Origin of the sequence: Congregibacter litoralis KT71, assembly GCF_000153125.2 — a bacterium.
GTDB classification, from domain to species: Bacteria; Pseudomonadota; Gammaproteobacteria; order Pseudomonadales; family Halieaceae; genus Congregibacter; species Congregibacter litoralis.
Map to the genome: position 1 here is coordinate 1,779,265 of NZ_CM002299.1, position 14,990 is coordinate 1,794,254.

At 59.4% G+C, this 14,990-nt stretch carries 14 protein-coding genes; 3 read left to right on the forward strand and 11 right to left on the reverse strand.

The window, feature by feature from the left end; translation table 11 throughout:
* Window positions 1-61: 61 nt before the first annotated feature.
* The 3 genes from KT71_RS08205 to KT71_RS08215 all read right to left on the reverse strand — a co-directional run bounded on the left by KT71_RS08205 (window position 62) and on the right by KT71_RS08215 (window position 3,823).
* A complete protein-coding gene (locus KT71_RS08205; RefSeq protein WP_008295894.1) occupies window positions 62-1,960 on the reverse strand; it encodes a S8 family serine peptidase in 1,899 nt (632 codons plus the stop codon).
* A gap of 115 nt (window positions 1,961-2,075) precedes the next feature.
* Window positions 2,076-2,783 (reverse strand): peptide-methionine (S)-S-oxide reductase MsrA, encoded by a 708-nt coding sequence (gene msrA / locus KT71_RS08210; protein WP_023659465.1) that lies wholly within the window; start codon window positions 2,781-2,783, stop codon window positions 2,076-2,078.
* 71 nt (window positions 2,784-2,854) lie between these two features.
* Window positions 2,855-3,823, reverse strand: coding sequence for an NAD(P)H-dependent flavin oxidoreductase (locus KT71_RS08215; protein WP_008295892.1), 969 nt, complete (start codon window positions 3,821-3,823; stop codon window positions 2,855-2,857).
* Between the two features lie 137 nt (window positions 3,824-3,960).
* Between KT71_RS08215 and KT71_RS08220 the strand changes: the two genes are divergently transcribed.
* Genes KT71_RS08220 through KT71_RS08230 form a run of 3 tightly spaced genes read left to right on the forward strand, consistent with a single transcriptional unit; the run spans window position 3,961 to window position 7,226 of the window.
* Entirely contained in the window at window positions 3,961-4,542 is a 582-nt protein-coding gene (locus tag KT71_RS08220; RefSeq protein WP_008295891.1) for a PadR family transcriptional regulator, read from the forward strand.
* 46 nt (window positions 4,543-4,588) lie between these two features.
* Entirely contained in the window at window positions 4,589-6,271 is a 1,683-nt protein-coding gene (locus tag KT71_RS08225; RefSeq protein ID WP_008295890.1) for an ExeA family protein, read from the forward strand.
* Window positions 6,272-6,317: 46 nt separating this feature from the next.
* Window positions 6,318-7,226, forward strand: a complete 909-nt coding sequence (locus KT71_RS08230) for a general secretion pathway protein GspB (protein ID WP_023659466.1) — start codon at window positions 6,318-6,320, stop codon at window positions 7,224-7,226.
* Window positions 7,227-7,314: 88 nt separating this feature from the next.
* Here the strand turns inward: KT71_RS08230 and KT71_RS08235 are convergent, their stop codons facing one another.
* The 8 genes from KT71_RS08235 to KT71_RS08270 all read right to left on the reverse strand — a co-directional run bounded on the left by KT71_RS08235 (window position 7,315) and on the right by KT71_RS08270 (window position 14,960).
* On the reverse strand, window positions 7,315-8,859 hold the full coding sequence (locus KT71_RS08235; RefSeq protein ID WP_008295888.1) for a Ppx/GppA phosphatase family protein: 1,545 nt from the start codon (window positions 8,857-8,859) through the stop codon (window positions 7,315-7,317).
* 118 nt (window positions 8,860-8,977) lie between these two features.
* Window positions 8,978-10,057, reverse strand: a complete 1,080-nt coding sequence (gene alr, locus KT71_RS08240) for an alanine racemase (RefSeq protein WP_008295886.1) — start codon at window positions 10,055-10,057, stop codon at window positions 8,978-8,980.
* Between the two features lies 1 nt (window position 10,058).
* Window positions 10,059-10,916 (reverse strand): aminotransferase class IV, encoded by an 858-nt coding sequence (locus KT71_RS08245; protein WP_008295885.1) that lies wholly within the window; start codon window positions 10,914-10,916, stop codon window positions 10,059-10,061.
* Between the two features lie 37 nt (window positions 10,917-10,953).
* A complete protein-coding gene (locus KT71_RS08250; RefSeq protein ID WP_008295884.1) occupies window positions 10,954-11,802 on the reverse strand; it encodes a glutamate cyclase domain-containing protein in 849 nt (282 codons plus the stop codon).
* Window positions 11,799-12,740 (reverse strand): 5-oxoprolinase subunit C family protein, encoded by a 942-nt coding sequence (locus KT71_RS08255; protein ID WP_008295883.1) that lies wholly within the window; start codon window positions 12,738-12,740, stop codon window positions 11,799-11,801. The genes KT71_RS08250 and KT71_RS08255 overlap by 4 nt, the downstream gene beginning before the upstream one ends.
* Window positions 12,737-13,426, reverse strand: coding sequence for a 5-oxoprolinase subunit PxpB (pxpB, locus tag KT71_RS08260; protein ID WP_008295882.1), 690 nt, complete (start codon window positions 13,424-13,426; stop codon window positions 12,737-12,739). The genes KT71_RS08255 and pxpB overlap by 4 nt, the downstream gene beginning before the upstream one ends.
* A complete protein-coding gene (locus tag KT71_RS08265) occupies window positions 13,423-14,157 on the reverse strand; it encodes a 5-oxoprolinase subunit PxpA (RefSeq protein WP_008295881.1) in 735 nt (244 codons plus the stop codon). The genes pxpB and KT71_RS08265 overlap by 4 nt, the downstream gene beginning before the upstream one ends.
* An 11-nt stretch (window positions 14,158-14,168) precedes the next feature.
* Window positions 14,169-14,960: a putative hydro-lyase gene (locus tag KT71_RS08270; RefSeq protein ID WP_008295880.1), complete on the reverse strand. Its 792-nt coding sequence runs from the start codon at window positions 14,958-14,960 to the stop codon at window positions 14,169-14,171.
* Window positions 14,961-14,990 lie beyond the last annotated feature (30 nt).

Consider the following 14,990-nt stretch of genomic DNA (forward strand, 5'->3'; position numbering starts at 1 on the left):
CGTGGCGCAGTTACATGCGTTAGCTGCATGCTGTATTTGCGCTAGCCGTCAGGAATGAGAGCTAGCGCTTGCTGGCAAGCTCCATGGACCGTTTTGGGTCAATCAGTCGAATGCTGCGGGACGGGATGTCCTTCTCTTCTGCGCCGTCGATGATCAGCGTTTTGAGCTCCTGAACCGTGAGGTCCGGGTGAAGAGCGAGGAGCTTGCCTGCGAGGTTCATGACTTGGGGCGATGACATGGATGTCCCGTTGTAAGGAATGCGATTTCCGCCGGGAACATAGCTCTCTACCTCGTAACCATTCCCATACACATCAACGTTGCCAAGGCTTGTAAAACTGGTTTCGTCGCCAGCACTGTCTACCGCGCCGACGGTCAGCAGGTTCGGATATTCGTAGCTGCTGGGATAAAACTCGTCAAAGCGCACATCGTTGTCGGAATTTCCCGATGAGGTCACAAACAGTATGTCCTGGGATTCGCTGATCGCTCGCCTGAGCGCACGGTCTCCGATCTCAAAAATCTCCCGGGCCAGGGCTTTTCGCTCCTCGGGTGTTTTCCCGGCAGCATTCGCCTCGAGGGCATCTTCAATGCTCCTGAGCGATCCACCCCAGCTCATGTTGACTACCCGGACCCCTTGGGAGCGAAAGTATTCGGCCACCTCCAGAAACATCGCAGCCTCCCGGTGGGCGGCGGCGAGCGTTGGCCGCTTGGGAATGATCTCGTGGCCATAGGTCATTCGGGTGACCAGTAAGCGAGCGAAGGGATTGCCCTCTGCCGCTAAGCCCGCAACATGTGTGCCGTGGGAGTAGTTGCCATAAATGGACAGGGATTCAAGGAAGGTTTTGACCTCGTCCTGGGGCAGGGAGGACAGCTGCCGACGCACCTCCCCGGCCTCCTCGCTATCGACATTGAACTGTATGTCTCCAATGCCTTTGATGAGCAGTTGAAGTTCTGCTTCATCCTTTGAGAACTCGCCTATGGGGTAAAGGATCTCCGTGGTTTTGTTGGCATCCACATCGTAGGCGATACCATGTACGTCATCGATGAAACCGTTGTCGTCGTCATCCACCCCGTTATCGGGAATTTCTTTGTTGTTGATCCACAGCTGACCGCTGCGTTGGAAGATATCCGTATCCACGCCACTGTCCCAGACGGCCAAGGTTACGGGCGTGCCCTTATCCTTGGCGTCCAGAGTAACTTGCCTCTGCGCCCAGATGTCAGTTTTTTCAATCGTATTGGACTCGATGGTGTCGCTCAGTATTCCATTGATGGTATCGGTTACCGCGAGGAAGTGATCAAAAGTGAAGCTGGCGCCCACCAGGGAAGCGGCGATGTCGTAGCTGATTTCGCCGTTGTTGCGGTCAAGTACCGGCTGATAATTGGATTCCAGACTCCCCAGCACCAATGCTCTGCTGAGAATCTCTGTGCTGCCTTTTAGACTTTTGAGGTTGGGCTCGACGGTTTTGTACGGCAACGCGGAGACGAGTGCTTGAAATGTATCCGCAAAGGTTTCCTGTGAGGGAGAGTCACTCAGTTGTGTCAGAGCAACAGCGGAGCCCGCAAGCCCCATGGTCAGGCGATTAGCTTCCTTGCTTTCCAGGGCCTTCCGCTTCTCGAGATAGTCGAGATAAGCCTGCCAGTCATTTTCAAGCAATGCGACGCTTCCAAGGAGCCCATAGAACTCCTGAACCGTATTGTCATCTCGGATATCGTAATTCTTCAGGTCCGCTTTGGTGTCTGCTGCCACCTGGCGTGCCAGGGCGAGGAGCTTGCCACGGTTCTGGGTTTCGTAGAGAGCGGTTACGGAGATGTCGAGATTGTAGCTGTGACGCGGTAAGTCATCTCTGACTTCAATGACGGGTCGTTGCGGCGCATTTGAATCCGCCGATCTGGCCCAGGTGGCGCCGTTAACTGATAGGAGCAGTACGCTGGCAAGAAAGAGCGTGCGGGGTATCTGTATCACAGTGAATGCCTGTAAAAATCAAAAGCTGATATCTATCACTCCGATTGCCAGAGCATCAATGCCAGGTCCGGGACTATCGACGAAGTGATGTTGCCGTGCGACGAGCCGTGAGGCCTTACTCGGCGGCGGCGCTGTCAAGCAGCCTCCAGTCCTTATCGCCCCACAACTCTTTAACGCGCTTGTCGCGTCCACAGCCGAAGCGATAGTACTTGTAACGCAGGGGGTTCTTCTTGGCGTAATCCTGATGGTATTCCTCGACGGGCCAGAAGCGACCCGCGGGAAGAATGACCGTCGCCACAACGTCGTCGGGGAACAGCGCATCCACTTCTTGCAAACTTCGCTCCGCGGCCTCCCGCTCTTCTTCATTGGCGACAAAAATGGCGGTTTTGTAACTGAATCCGCGATCACAGAATTGGCCGCCCGCATCCAGGGGGTCCACCGTGCGCCAAAAATGCGTCAGAAGCGCTTCATAGCTGATCTCGTCACTGTCGTAGGTGATTTCCGCAGCTTCATAGTGCCCTTCATGATTGCCGCGATAGGTGGGATTCTGGAGCGTCCCGCCGGTAAACCCGGATACGACATCAAGGACCCCGTCGAGTTTTTCGAAATCCGCTTCCACGCACCAGAAGCAGCCGCCGGCAAAGCTGGCTTTGCGCACCTCGGCCCGTGCGCCCGTTGCCAACAGCGCTAACGAGAACAGAGTTACGGCAAGTGCCCAAGCCATGGCTCGGGAAAGGGCCGCGCCCGAACCTTTGCCTGGGGTCATTGCCGGGGCGTACTCAACGATGTGGCCCGATGGGCCTTGGGGGGTGTGGTGAGGCATCAGATATTCTCCTAATGAACACCACCTTGGGCAGTTGCGAGGGGAATAGGTTCCCCTCGCGTATCCCCTGTTCAGGCTGCGTCCAACAAGCGAGCCTTCGCCGCGGCGAACTCCACGCGTAAGCGCTCCACCAATGCCGCCGTGGGGCCCACGCTCTTCACCGCGCCGATACCCTGGCCACAGCCCCAGATATTTTTCCAGGCCTTGGCGTCGGTATTGCCCCCGGAGCCAAAGTCCATGGCCGTGGGATCGCTTTCGGGCAGATTGTTGGGATCCAGACCCGCCGCTTCCACGGAAGGTGCCAGGTAGTTGCCATGAACACCGGTAAACAGATTGCTGTAAATGATGTCTGAGGAGTTGTAATCCACGATGGCCTGCTTGTACGCCTCCTCGGCGTTGGCCTCGTCCGTGGCAATAAAGGCGGAGCCGATATAGCCAAGGTCCGCACCCATTGCCAAAGCGCCCAGTATGGCGTCACCGCTGGCAATGGAGCCCGAGAGGAGGAGGGGACCGTCAAACCACTCGCGGATTTCCTGCACTAACGCAAACGGTGAGGTCGTGCCCGCGTGACCGCCTGCGCCTGCTGCTACCGCGATCAGTCCATCGGCGCCTTTCTCGATGGCTTTTTTGGCGAAGCGATTGTTGATGATGTCGTGGAGAACAATGCCACCGTAGGAATGAATAGCATCGTTGACGAATTCCTTCGCGCCCAGGGAGGTAATCACGATGGGTGCCTTGTACTTAACGCACATCTCGAGATCTTCCTGCAGACGGTTGTTGGAGCCGTGCACGATGAGATTGACTGCGTAGGGAGCCGACGGCGCATCGGGGTTCGCCGCGTCATAGGCGGCCAGCTCCGTCGTGATGCGGTCCAGCCAGCGATCCAGTTCCTCCAGGGGGCGCGCATTCAGGGACGGGAAGGAGCCCACGATGCCAGCCTTGCACTGCTCAATGACCAGGTCAGGGTTGGAGATGATAAACAGCGGGGCGGCAACGGCAGGCAAACGCAGTCGCGAGGAAAGAGTGTCGGGCAGTGCCATGGAGGGCTCCTTGATTGAGATGGGGTTGATCAAAACGGTGGGGAGATTAAGGCAAGGAGACTGTTTATGCAACATTTTGCATACGCTACGCAAAGAGGGCACAATCTTCCTTTATTGACAACCGCTGGGGAGCCGTCATGGCATTGCGCTACGCGATTATGACCGCGCTGATTGAGGACGAACTGTCGGGCTATGACCTCGCGGGTTCCTTCGACAAGTCCCTGGGGTTTTTCTGGCATGCCTCTCATCAGCAGATTTATCGGGAACTGGGTAAGCTCAGCGACCTTGCGTGGGTGACGCGCCGTACCGAAGCGCAGAAGGGCCGTCCCGATAAGATTCTCTATGCGCTCACGGACGCAGGCCGGGAGGCGCTGGATGAATGGGTGCTCACCAAGGATCGTATGCGTCTCCAGGAGACCAAGGACGAGCTGTATATCAAGCTGTACAACCTGTCCGAGTCCAATATTGATTATCTGCGGACCCGTTTGCGCGAGCGCCGGGAAGCCATGATGCAGCGCCTGTACCTTTACGAGCGTATTCGCCGGCGGCACTACGGGGATCCGGAAACCCTGCCCCTGCGTCGGAAAGGGGTGTATCTCGCCCTCCTGGGTGGCATCACCGGAGGCAAACAGTATCTGGCCTGGTGCGACGAAGCGCTGGAGTTGTTGGCTGGCGCTGCGGAAGACACCTCTACGGCTGCGAAAGCGGATACGGCATAATGCCGCTCCTGGTTTCGGCCACGATCCGTTCTTCACAGAGCTTGGTATGTATTACCAGTATTTCGGTTTAAACGAAGCGCCATTCTCCATCGCGGTAAATCCGCGTTATCTGTACATGAGCCCCCGGCATCGTGACGCTCTGGCGCATCTTCTTTACGGTGTGGGCGCGGGAGGAGGTTTTATTCTGCTCACCGGAGAGGTGGGCACGGGTAAAACCACCATCAATCGATGTCTCATCGAACAGTTACCGGATAACGCGGATATTGCCATCGTACTGAATCCGGCGTTGGACGCCCGGGACATGCTGGCGACGGTTTGTGAGGAACTGGGCATAGGGTTTGATGCTGACAACCCGGGTCTGAAAGACCTCAGCGATGCCCTCCATCGGTTTTTACTCGCCAATCACAGCAAAGGCCGAAAAACAGTATTGATGATCGACGAGGCTCAGCATCTGAGTTTTGACGTCCTTGAGCAGATTCGTCTGTTGACCAACCTCGAAACCAGTGATGAGAAGCTGCTGCACATCATCCTGATCGGCCAGCCCGAGCTGGCGATGAAACTGGCGAGGCCGGAGTTGCGGCAGTTGAACCAGCGAATTACCGCACGCTTCGACCTGCAGCCGCTCACGCCTGATGAGACCGCTGCTTACATTCGGCATCGCCTGCACATCGCCGGTTTGCCTGCGGGGCGGGAGCTGTTTCCACGGGCTTTGGTGCGTGCCATCCACAAAGAAAGCAGCGGTGTTCCGAGGGTCATCAACCTGCTTTGCGATCGCATGCTGCTGGGAGCCTACGGTCGGGACAGTGATCGCCTTGATCGTGAACTCCTGAAGCAGGCGGTGGACGAAGTCATGGGTGTAGCCGGCGCAGGATCATCGCCCGGCGGCAGCCCATGGCGCGCCCCGGCGCTCATAGGCAGCGCCATTCTTGCCCTTGCCCTGATTGCCTGGCTGGCGCTGCCTGTTGTCACTACGCCAGAGACGCAGGTAATGAACGGCGCGTCTCTGCCCCAAAGCGTCCCGGTGCCAGAAGATAGCACCCGCACTACTGCAGCAGAGCCCTCCGCCACTGCAGCAGAGCCCCCCGCAGTCGATGTTGCAGAGCCTGAGGCCGATCCCTGGCGTCTGTCTCCCGAGGCCGGGGCGTCGGCCCTGGGGGCGCTCTACGGTGCAGACAAGGCCATGCCGGTGAATCCCTGTGCCGCTGAGCTTCGGGATCTGCAATGCGAAAAACGTGTCGTGGAAAGTTGGAATCAATTGCTCACGGAGGGCCGGCCCGCCTTGCTGGGGCTTCTCGATGAGCAACGCTTTGAGCAGCGAGCCCTGCTCCTGGCCATTGACGATAAGCGGGCGCTGCTGAGAGCCCCCGGGGGCCCCCAAAGCATTCCCCTGGAGCGTCTGGCGCCCCTTTGGACCGGCACGGTCTGGCAGTTCTGGCGTCTGTCACCCGGGGTAGGGCGCACGCTACAGCGTGGTGACCGAGGTGATGACGTGGCACGGGTGGCGGCGCTCTTTGCCCGCCTCGATGGTCAGATCCAGCCTCTGACCGAGATGCTCTTTGATCCTCGTCTGGAAGCTCGGGTTAAGCTGTTTCAACAACAGCAGGGGCTGCGCGCCGATGGCGTACTCGGGGAAAACACGCTCCGGGCCTTGTCCCTGGCCGTAGGTGATGACCTCGGCTTTGCCGAAGCCCGGGCCTGGGCTGCGGCGCAAACCGGGACCAGCCGTTGATGAGGCGCAGGATGAAAAACGTCATCGTTTTGAGGAGCGCCAGGCTGTGTCGCTGATACTGGATGCCCTCCGTCGTGCGGAGCGCGAAAAACGTGAAGAAAACAGCCCAGCGCCGGGCATCCTCGCTCAGGAAACGTCGTCCGAGGCATCCCCAGGCCGTGGGTGGCTAGAGCTCGTGCCAGTGGCCGCAGTGCTTGCATTCGCGCTTTTCGCCATGCTGGCCCTTGGGGCGCTATTCATGTTCAGGGCACCAGCAACAGGCACTGATGCCCGAGAGCCTGCGCGGATGCCTGCCCTGGCTGCACGGCAGGCTGAAAACCCTCCTGCAAACCCGGTGGCAAGGGAGCGGGCTATGCAGAGGGATACCGCTGTGCGTGATAGCCGTCCACGGCCGTCGGATGCTGTTTCCGCGGCCCAGGCATCAGGGCGCACGGCGTCGGTTTCAACGCCGGAACAGGACGCTGCGATCGCCGCGCTCTATGCGCAGCCCCCGCACAACGTCATCGACGCGCCTGAAGCCTCCCCAAGTGCGCCTGCTGTGACCGACGCTGACATCCAGATAAAGACCCGGGCCGAGATCCAGACTGAGGATCAGATGCAGACGGCGGAACGTCCCGGCGAGCGTGAAAGTGAAAATGAAAGCGAGATCGACGTTGAGCAGGTACTGCGTGAAATACGCGCCCAGGCAGGGAACAGTGCTCTGCAAGCTCACCCCGTAGCGCTGTTGGAGGATCTGACAAAGCAGTTCCGGGACAGCGTGCCGACGCTTATGTACTCCCGCCACAATTATGGAAGCTCGGGGCCTTCAACAGTGACGATCAACGGTACGAACCTTTCGCCGGGGCAGCGGACCCGGGGCGTAGAAGTGCGGGAGATACTGAGCGACTCGGTGATTTTGCGTTTTCAGGGGAGCGATTTTCGACTGCGCGCGCTCAACAGCTGGGTGAATCTGTAAACGCCGGAGCAGCGAGGCAGTCCGAGGCAAGGCCAGGGCAAGGCTAGGCTAGGCTAGGGTGGAGACGCTCCCCCGCTCCCTGAGAATATCAGCTGAATGCCAGACGCAGCCCCAGGCGTCCGAACACAGCCTGCTGCTGCGCCAGCTCCTGAGCCGTGAGGGGATGCTGCTCCAGCCAGTCTTCGGGGAAATCCAGCTTCAAGCCCTTGGAAGAGGCATTGATCGCAAAGTTCGGTAATTTCTCAAGGGGCTCCACATACTTGAACAGAGTCGCGAGGCGTAACAGGGCAACCAGTCGTTGCAGTCTCAGCAATGCGGGGCCCTCGCTGTCGCCAAAAAGCTCCTGGCGAATTTTGCCGTGCTGACCCTCGACGAGGATGGCCATGTCTTCCTGCTCATGCTGGGGAAAGCCCGGGAGATCTGAGTTGCGCAGAAGGTAAGCGCCGTGGCGATGGTAGTGCTTGTGGGCGATGGCCTTGCCGATTTCCTGGGACAGGGCTGCCCAGATAAGCAGTTCGCGGTCACTCCCCGTGAGCTCCCATGCTTTATAGGTGGCATCAAAGAGCGTACGGGCCCGGCGCGCGACAAGCTCGGAAACTTCTTCATCGACGTGATAACGCTGCATGAGCGCCCGGATGCTTCGCTCCCGCACGTCCTCGTGACTCAGGCGTCCCACGAGATCATAGACAACGCCTTCTCGCAGGGCGCCCCGGGAGCTGCGCATTTCATCGATATCCAGGACATCGAAAATAGCTTCGGTGATGGCGACTCCCGAAGCAATGACGGACCGCCGCGCGTCGCTGAGGCCCTCAAGATTGATGTCATCAAGGTGCTTGAAGCCAAGAAGGGCCTTGCGCATGCGCGTCAAACCCTTGCGCGTGATCATGCCATCGGCCCACTGCTGGGCGATGAGGATGCCCTCGATGGCCTGAAGGGTGCCCGATGATCCCACGGCCTCTACCCAGTGTTTGCGGCGAAACTGTTTGCGGATATGTGAGACCTCCACGCAGGCCCGATCGTAGGCGCTCTTGTAATTGGATTTCGAGAGGAGGCCGTCTTTGAAGCAGTCTCTGCTGTAGGTCACGCAACCCAGTTGCAGGCTTTCCAGTTTGCGCGGTTCGAAGCGCTCTCCGATGGCAAACTCGGTGCTTCCCCCGCCAATGTCTACCACCAGGCGTGACTGGCTATCATCGGCGAGGGTGTGTGCGACTCCCAGGTACACCAGACGGGCCTCCTCGCGTCCGTAAATCACGTCGATGGGGGCGCCAAGGATTCTGCGGGCAGGCTCGGTAAACTTCTTGCGGTTTCGCGCCCGGCGAAGGGCATTGGTGCCCACTACGCGGATGCGCTGGGGCTCGACACTTTGGAGGAGCTGGGCAAAGCGACTGAGACACTCAAGGCCTCGATCGATCGCGTCCTGGGATAGCTCGTCACCCTCCAGTCCCGCTGCCAGCTGAACCTTTTCGGAGAGTGCCTGGGCGGGGCGAATCTCTCCCTGCTCCAGGCGTGCGATAAGCAGGTGGAAGGAGTTGCTACCCAGATCTACCGCTGCGAGAAGGCTTCCATCTTTGAGTTCGGCGGGGTTTTCCTCGGGTATGGAAGAAGGCTTTTTCTGTGCGTTTGATGCTTCCAAGATATCGTCGCGACCCGTGCCAGGATTGATAGCCTAGTTTATCGGACCGCTACCCTCGCCGCACCCGAAATCACCTACGCATTACGAGCAATGTCTCGCCTGTCTGTGTTGTTCCGGCCTAGTCTTCGACGACGCGAGGTACGCGCTTGGGCATACCCGCCAGAATCTCGTAACCGATAGTGTCGGCTGCCGTGGCCACCTCGTCGACGGTGGGTTCCCCTCCCCAAAGGACCGCTTTCGCGCCGACAGCAATATCCGGATGTTCCGTCACGTCCACGGTGATCATGTCCATGGAGACACGCCCGGCCAGGGGCGCGACCTTCCCATTGATGAACACCGGAGTACCATCGGGTGCATGGCGCGGATAGCCATCGCCATAACCTGCGGCCACCGTGGCGATGCGCGAGGGACGCCTCGCCTCCCAACGACCGCGATAGCCGACACGCTCACCCACGGATACGTCTCGCACGCTGATGACCTCGGCAACGAACTCCATGGCAGGCTTGAGGTTCAGGGTCGCCGCAGCAGCATCTGCAAGGGGGGAGCCGCCATAGAGCATATAGCCGGGGCGAACCCAGTGCCGGTGACTCTCGGGTATCGTGAGGATCGCCGCGGAGTTGGCAAGGCTGTGGGCGTAGGCGGTGGTCGCTGCAACCTCATCAAAAGCCCGGACTTGCGCCTCCACACCGTTGTCTTTGGGTAGGTCCGCGCTGGAAAAATGCGTGCACAGGACAAGCTCCGGGTTTTTGGCTTTGCGCTCAAGTCTTTGCAATGCCTCGGCGGTGCGCTGGGGGCTGAAACCCAGGCGATGCATCCCCGTATCAATCTTTAGCCAACAGGCGAGGGGAGCACTGAGCCCGGCTTTTTCAAGCCACTCGAGTTGATGCCACTCGTTGACACACAGGGTGAGGTCTTTGTGAGCCGCCTCGGGAACCTCGTCGGGGCTCTGGGGGCCCTCGAGCATCAGAACCGGTTTTTTGATGCCTGCATCGCGTAGGGCCAGGGCCTCGGATATACAGGCCACGGCGAAGCCGTCCACGATGTCATTGAGGGCCTCGCTCGCGGTGGTGATGCCATGCCCGTAGGCGTCTGCTTTTACGCAGGCCATGATGCGCGACCGGGGCGCCTCCTCGCGAACGCGTCGGGCGTTGTGACGGAGGTTGCCCGTCAGAATTCTTGCGAGGGTGGGGCGTGCCACCTCAGTACTCGTAGCGGTGCTGACTGAACAGGGTTTCCGCCTCGAGCCAGACGTCACCGACCTCACCGTTACCCACGGGCCTGCCCTCGATGGCGACAACCGGGGCCACCTCCTTGCTGGAGCTGGTGAGCCAGACCTCATCGGCGTTGTCCACTTCGTCCCGGGTGATGACGCGTTCCTGAACCGTGCGGGAAGAGTGCTTTTTCAACATATCGAGGAGCATGAGTCGCGTAATTCCCGGCAGCTTCTGATGATCCAGGAGGGGCGTGGAGATAACGCCGTCCTTAACGATAAAAACATTACAGGCCGCCGCTTCCGTCAGTTCGTCCTGGCTGTTGAACAGCAGCGTTTCATGGTGGCCTCGGGAGTGTCCGTGCTGGTAGTGCATCACGTTCCCCAGCAAGGATGTGGATTTAATGTTGCACCGCTGCCAGCGAAGATCCCGGGTCGCCGACACCTCAAAGCGCGTTGCGAGGGCTTTGTCAGCAATCGGCGGTGGTGCTATTTCGAAGGCAAAGGCAAAACGCGTCGCCTCTATACCCACGGGCATGGCGTGATTGCGCTTGCTGTCCGCACCCCGGCTGATCTGAATGTAGATACCCAGGTTTTCGCTCTCGTTGGCAGCGGCGAGCTCATCGACGATTCCGCGCCATTCCTCGTGGTCGATATGCAGCTTGAGTTCGATGGCATCGAGGCCTGCTTGCATGCGTGCCAGGTGCGGGCCCAGGCCGACGCTTTTTCCGCTGTAAACGGGTATGACTTCATAGATGCCATCGCCGAAAAGAAAACCGCGGTCCATGGGCGATATCTTTGCCTCGCTCATAGGCATGAACTGCCCATTGAGATAAACCTGACTCATAGTGCTGTACTCTTAAAAAGTAGCAAGTAATAAGCTGTTAGTTCTTTACCGGAGCATGGCTCTCGACGAGACGCTGGAGCTCCGTGAGGAGTTCTGCGCCGGCAGCGGCCGGTAAGCCATCCTCTGTCAGGGTGTTTTCCCGCGTCACGCCGTCAATGCTGCCACGCTCCGACAGATACTGAAGGGTCTCTTCATGAGTGATGGCTGTCAGCAGCCGTGTGTCCGTGAGGGCCTCCAAAACAGCAATCAAGGCATAGCCGCCCCAGTTGGATACGTCCGCAACGAGCAGCTCATCGCAGCTGGTTGCCGCGCCATGAATATCCAGAGCGCTGACTTCCGCCTGAAGTTTCCCCATACCGATTTCGTTACCGCCGTCGCCTATGGCGATGCTCGGCGCCGCAGACTCTGTTAGATAGTAATCAAATATCGCGCAGCGTGGGGATATGTCCTCGCCCCGCATATTGTAGTAGTGGTTATCGGCGGCGAGCCCCGGTCGCTCGATGGATACAATCGCATCGGGTCTCAGGGAAGCGAGGGAGTCCCGGGCTTCTGTCAGGCCGTCTTCGAGATTAAAGGCCTGCAGTTTCAGCACTTTGAAATCCGCGCCCAGAGCGTCTGCCAGGGGAGCTGCACAGGCCAGATAGCAGTCCTTGCCCAGCTGCTCCAGGGCCTGATACAAAGCGATGGCTCCCAGGGGGCCATCGGTTTCGAAGGTGTCGAGCACCGGGAATCCCGTGCCGATGAGAATTCTCTCAGAGCCCTCGAGAATCCGGGCAGCGCGCAGGCAATATCCCGGTGTCAGCGCGGGGCGGAGCTCCGCCATGCGCCGGAGGTTTTTTGCAACCAGCAAAGCTTCGATGGCATCGCTCAATGCGTCCAGGGTCATTGGGGTGCGGGCTCCGGGATTCGTGAGCGTTCATAGACCTCGGCGAGATGCAGGGCATTATGCGCCCGGTGCTCGGAAATGGCTGCGAAAGTCACCGTATCTCCCGGTCGCAGTTGAGCGAGGGCAGCGCTATCCAGAGACAGAGCACAGCCGATCTTCGGGTAGCCTCCAATGGTTTGTCGATCATTGAGGAGCACGATGGGCTGCCCGTCAGCAGGTATCTGTATGGCGCCGGGAGCGATGCCTTCGGAGAGAATGCCCTGAATATCGCATTGGATAGGGGGGCCCTCAAGGCGGTAACCCATGCGATCACAGCGGTCGCTTACCGTATAGTCGCTGCCGAAAAATCGTCGCTGCTCGAGGCGGGAGAAACGGGCGTGTTGATAACCCGGTACAACGCGCACCGTGGCGCGGTGGTGGTAGCTGGGTCGCAGGCGGGGCGGATACCACAGTAAGGGCACCCGGTCGCCCGGATGCACAGGAAGACAGTCACCGGTTTCCAGTTTTCCGCCATTCAGCCCGCCAATTCCTTCCCGGATCACGGTGGAGGTGCTGCCAAAACTATCGTTAATCGCGAGGCCACCGGCGACAGAAAGATAGCTGCGGCAACCCGTGGTGCTGAATCCGAGACTGATCTCGTCACCGGCGTGGAGATCGATAACAGACCACATGGGTCGTTCCTTACCGTTCACCGTCAGGGGCAGCGTGGCACCGGTGACTGCAATCTGACTGTCGTCATTTGCGCGGAGGGACAGGCCTCCAAAGCTCACCTCGATCAGCGTGGCATTGGCATCGTTTTGCAGGAGTCGATTAGCCAGTGATGCGGCAATAAAATCCATGGGACCGCCCGTGGTGAGCCCGATGGCTGCCTGGGCAAAGCGTCCCCTATCCTGCAGCAGGCTGAGCAATCCCGGCTGGAGAACCTCCAGAGTGCTCACAGGCTGCCTCCTGCGAGAAGAAAGTCTGAGCGGTCCATGGGGGTAAAACGCACGCGGTCCCCCACCTGTACCGGCATGGGTACCTCGGCCTGGGGGTCAAACATTCGCTGGGGGGAGCGTCCAATGAGATTCCATCCCCCGGGCGAGGGGGCGGGGTAAACCGCTGTTTGTCGATCAGCTATGGCGACGGCACCACGGGGCACCTTCTGTCGCGGTGTGCTCAGCCGAGGTGCCGCGATGCGCGGATCAACATCGCCGAGATAGGCAAAACCCGGTGCGAAGCCAATGGCGTAGACGCGGTACTCCTGCTCACTGTGTATCCCGATAACATCATCGATGGAGAGACTTTTACTGTTTGCCAGAGTCTCAAGATCCTCCCCGCTCTCGGGGCTGTAATACACGGGAATCTCCACGAGTCGGCCGCTGCCGATGGTGGCATGGGCAAGGGCAGGTCGGCAGTCCCTGATGCATTGGCTAATGTGGTAGCGGTCGCTCTGGAGGGGGTCGTACAGCACCAGCAGCGAGGCATAGGACGGAATAAGATCCACCAGCGTTGATCCAAGCTTGGGCCTGAGCGCATCGCCCAGGGCCTGCACCCTCGCGGCGACGGTAGGGGAGCTTTCATCACCTAAGTAAACAATGAGCGCGGCTTCACCGGCACATTCAATTTTCAGCGTGTCCGTCATGCCGCGACAGTGAGGAGCTTTCTGATGTCTTGGATGGCCTGCACACCTTCGGCGTTATCACCATGAACACAGAGGCTGTCCACCTGCAGTGTCAGGGTGTCGCCGGAAACCGTGGTGACCGTAGACGCCGTTGCCAACTGCTCTACCTGAGCCAGCATGCGCGCTTTGTTGTGCACAGCGCCGGCTTTTCGCCGGGAGAGTAGGCGTCCGTCATCGTCGTAGCAGCGGTCGGCGAACGCCTCAAAGAGCAGAGCAAGATCCAGCTTGCTGGCTTCTTCCCGATGTCGCTCAGCCTCTACCGTGGCCTGCAGCATCAGCTTCAGCGGCTTAGGGTAATCGGCCACGGTGCGCATTATGGTGTCGCGTATCCCGGTGTTCGCCATCATGTCGTTATACAAAGCGCCGTGAGGTTTTACGTAGTCAATACTGACGCCCAGAGTGTTTGCCATACCATCGATGGCAGCGATCTGATACAGCAGCGCGCTGCGAAGCTCCTCGGGAGACATGGCCATGCTGCGTCGGCCAAAGCCCACCAGATCAGGGTAGGCCGGATGGGCGCCGACGGTTACACCGTGCGCCGCTGCCAGCCTGAGGGTTTTTTCAATAGTGAGGGGGTCGCCCCCGTGAAAGCCGCAGGCCAGATTGGCCTGGTCAAGAAAAGGCATCACCTCTTCATCGAGGCCCATGCGCCAGTTGCCATAGCTCTCGCCCAAATCACAGTTTAAAAGCACCAGATGCCCTCCTATAAAACCGCCAGCTCGGCATTACGCAGATCCGTTACCAGCATGCAGCCCGGACTGTGGGTGATGGCCAGAGGCGGCGCCGCCTTCTCCAGGGCTACCTGGGGAGTAACACCGCAGGCCCAGAACAGGGGAACTTCGCCTTCGTGAATGCTCACGAGGTCGCCGTAGTCCGGCGCCGCAATATTCTCGATGCCGATGGCCGCCGGGTCTCCAAAATGCAGGGGGGCGCCATGGACGGCGGGAAAACGACTGCAAACCTGAATGGCGCGAATAGCGTCTGCGGGTAAGAAGGGACGCATGCTGACGACCATATCGCCTGCGAAGGGGCCCGCGGTCTCGCAGGGAATGTTGCTGCGATACATGGGCACGTTGACCCTTTCGCTCACATTGCGCACGTCAAGGCCCGCCTCCAACAGGGCTTCCTCAAAGGAGAAGGAACAGCCCAGGGCGAAGGTCACGAGGTCGTCGGTCCATAGCTCTGTGATGTTGTCGCACTCATTGATCAGAGCGCCATCACGGAAAACCCGGTAGGACGAAACATCCGTGCGGATATCCATAGCGCCCAGCTTGGGCAGGGCGGTATCGCCCGGCGCAGCGCTGCAGGCGATGAGGGGACAAGGTCTGGGGTTAGCCTGGCAGAAACGCAGAAAATCCGCTGCCCAAAGGGAGGGCAGGATAACGATATTGCATTGTACGAAGCCGGGAGCGACGCCCGAGGTGTTCCCCGTAAACTCGCCACGGCGTATCTGTTGCCGGAGCGCGGCAGGGGAGATATCTGCTAAAGCGTTCACCGTATCATCCTTAAGTTGCCCCTTGACTCC

Coding starts and splice junctions, on each gene's coding strand:
- msrA (WP_023659465.1), bottom strand. CDS start 2,783: ATGCCTCACCACACCCCCCAAGGCCCATCGGGCCACATCGTTGAGTAC.
- KT71_RS08215 (WP_008295892.1), bottom strand. CDS start 3,823: ATGGCACTGCCCGACACTCTTTCCTCGCGACTGCGTTTGCCTGCCGTT.
- KT71_RS08220 (WP_008295891.1), top strand. CDS start 3,961: ATGGCATTGCGCTACGCGATTATGACCGCGCTGATTGAGGACGAACTG.
- KT71_RS08225 (WP_008295890.1), top strand. CDS start 4,589: ATGTATTACCAGTATTTCGGTTTAAACGAAGCGCCATTCTCCATCGCG.
- KT71_RS08245 (WP_008295885.1), bottom strand. CDS start 10,916: ATGAGTCAGGTTTATCTCAATGGGCAGTTCATGCCTATGAGCGAGGCA.
- KT71_RS08250 (WP_008295884.1), bottom strand. CDS start 11,802: ATGACCCTGGACGCATTGAGCGATGCCATCGAAGCTTTGCTGGTTGCA.
- pxpB (WP_008295882.1), bottom strand. CDS start 13,426: ATGACGGACACGCTGAAAATTGAATGTGCCGGTGAAGCCGCGCTCATT.